This window comes from Shewanella sp. K8, assembly GCF_028823715.1.
In the GTDB taxonomy this organism is placed as follows: Bacteria; Pseudomonadota; Gammaproteobacteria; order Enterobacterales; family Shewanellaceae; genus Shewanella; species Shewanella algae.
In genome coordinates this window covers 1-2,558 of the sequence record NZ_JAPEHY010000077.1, presented here as the reverse complement: position 1 = coordinate 2,558, position 2,558 = coordinate 1, and the positions used below count along the sequence as shown (strand labels likewise).

Annotated in this window: 2 protein-coding genes and 1 pseudogene; 2 read left to right on the top strand and 1 reads right to left on the bottom strand. The window is 45.4% G+C overall.

The window, feature by feature from the left end; all coding sequences use genetic code 11:
- The first annotated feature begins 477 nt into the window (after window positions 1-477).
- Window positions 478-960: a hypothetical protein gene (locus ON072_RS20905; RefSeq protein WP_144379774.1), complete on the top strand. Its 483-nt coding sequence runs from the start codon at window positions 478-480 to the stop codon at window positions 958-960.
- Between the two features lie 481 nt (window positions 961-1,441).
- Here the strand turns inward: ON072_RS20905 and ON072_RS20900 are convergent.
- Window positions 1,442-1,842, bottom strand: a pseudogene (locus tag ON072_RS20900) (transposase); the annotation flags it as partial.
- A gap of 166 nt (window positions 1,843-2,008) precedes the next feature.
- Here ON072_RS20900 and ON072_RS20895 point away from each other — a divergent pair.
- Window positions 2,009-2,558, top strand: a 550-nt coding sequence (locus ON072_RS20895; RefSeq protein ID WP_261753338.1) for an ATP-binding protein, incomplete at its 3' end; no start/stop codon positions are given.

The following is a 2,558-nucleotide window of genomic DNA, read 5'->3' as shown; positions in this document are numbered from 1 at the left end:
ATTCAATATGGCGCTAATGACGCCTTCTTAACAAGAGGTGTCCATCCCATCATCCTTGTAAGCTCTGCCTCGGCATCCATGCCTCGGAAGGTCACAGTTCCGCCTGTGCCTGGGAATTAGGTGTATATCTTTAGCGACTCAGTTGTGCTTCGGGTATTCCGGCAGTCAAAACCAACCGCTACGGCGATGAAGCCCTAACCCGCCTCAGGGGCAAGGGGCATTGTCAGCTTTGGGGTGGAAGTCATCACCCGAGTGCACCAATGGACGCTTTCTCAACGAGAAACCCATAAAGAGTATCAGGCAGGAAGTACAAACCGCTTTCCCTTGGAGTACTGTCAATAAGTGTACAGACTATGTAAGAACCGAAAACCAACCATAACACAAAGCATTTGAAAGCCAGTTCAAAGACGGTAATATCTTTAGCTAACTAAAGGGAAGCCAAGCTTTTACATACAAGCAGCTACTTAAGGATGAGCTATGGATCCACTGTCGCAACTGTTCGCCGCTTATCTGGAGATGGTGAGCAATAACATCACTAACGCCTACATTGATGCGGCAAACACTACTGTCACAGCCCAAACACTCACCTACAAGGGCACCGACATTCGATTCCAGCACTTTCTCTGGCAGGTAAAGCAAGAAAGTGTCTGTGCCGACCTAAAGCAGCAAGCAACGTCCTATTCCAAGTGCACCCTGCAAGCGAAAGCCATGTTCACAGATTTGTGCAACCAGCTATCCGGCATGAAAAACCTCAACTCAAAAGGCCGCAGCTTATCGCGGATGTACTGCAATGCCTCGCTCAACTACAAACCCATGATTGCTATGATAAGCGCACCAGCCCGGAAAACCGAGCAACAGCTAAAAGACAAGGAATGTAATCAGCTTATTCTCAAGGCAATGCAGGACAGCAGCCCAGAATTGGCTAAACATCGGGACAAAGTCTGTGCCGAGGCAAAGTAACCGAAGAAGACTATTCAAGCTCAGGGCTAACTTGCCTGTAAGCATGCGAAGTCAGAGATTGAGCAAACGCAACTTTTTGTAAGAAATAGCAAAAGTCCTACAGACGATTGAAAAATGATGTGGTACGTTCAGGCATAAGTGGAACACTTGTTCAATACAATCAAACCCTTAGGGAGCGGAAGGAACGCTGGAATCCGAAATCCATGGGCGGAAGCGTGTCCAAAGGACAAGTGACAGAACAGTTTCTGTCACTTAGCTGGAGCCGAAGGGACTCTGGCCCGCCACGCGACAAAAATGTCGGGAACATTTTTGAACGGCTTTAGCAGTCCCGAAGGGTGAAGTACAGGATGTACGGAATAATCGGTAGCGTGTCCGAAGGACAAACAGCCCACGCCGCAGTCAAATAAACAACCTGTTCTTGGTACTTCTTACTTCGCCGACATATAAATCACTGTAGTGGTCAAGTTAAATTGGCCACTACAGGTCTACCTTGCCAATACTTATAGCTGCTGCGATGAATACCAAATACTGAACAAATAAGTTTTACACTATGGCTCTGCCTGAGTTTCTCGACTAGCGAGAACTGTTCAGTGAGTCTGACATCAAGAGAGCCGTAGCCTTTTTCAAAATAATGTTCTCTTCTTCGATGCGGCGAAGTTTCTTTTCTAACTCACGGATCCGCTGTTGCTCAGGCGTAAGTGGTGAGCCTTTGGGGGAATCGCCTTGCAGTTCCTGTTGGAGCTGTTTTACCCACTTTCGCATGGCTGAATTGCTGACTCCCATTGCGGTTGCCGCCTCTGCCACACTATAGCCTTGCTTTGTTACTAGCTGAGCAGCCTCTAGCTTAAACTCAGCGCTGAATGTCGGTCTTGTGTTCTTCATATCTGCCACCCATTAGCGAGAAGTGAGTCTATCACTCCGTCTATTTAGATGGCCAAATTCACTATGCCACTACACACCTCGTTCCTTAGAAGGTAGAACAAGCTTGCAAGGTCTCACTATTAAAATGTTATAAAGCAAATTAGAATCTGCGAAAGGAGCAGATAATATGAAAGCTAGGTATTTAAAAACAACAGATCATAGCATCAAGAGCCAACTCACTGGCTTAAAACCAGAACAAGCTTTGTGTGAATATATTTGGAATGGGTTTGATGCGAATGCGACACAGGTTTCTGTTAAGACAGAAGTCAATCTGATGCAGGGAGTTGCATCAATAACTATCTCAGATAATGGCGATGGTATTGATATCGATGATCTAGAAAATACTTTGGACTTATTCTTGGATTCGAAAAAGAAAAATGTTTCCAAGCCAACTACCCGTGGTAAGAAAGGTCGAGGGCGCTTCAGTTTTATCAAGTTCTGTGAACAAGCTACTTGGAATACGTATGACGGCAAAAAGGCATTTAAGTTCACAATAGACTCTGGGCGTTTAAGTCAGTATGAGCCCGAGGCTACCGCACATACACAAAATAAAGGTACAACTGTCACCTTCCAACATATAAAGGGAATTGACTTCAACTACTTTAACGATGTCGTTGTTCCATATGACCTTTCCCCCGAATTTAAGACCATAACATTGATGAGATTTCCAATACACT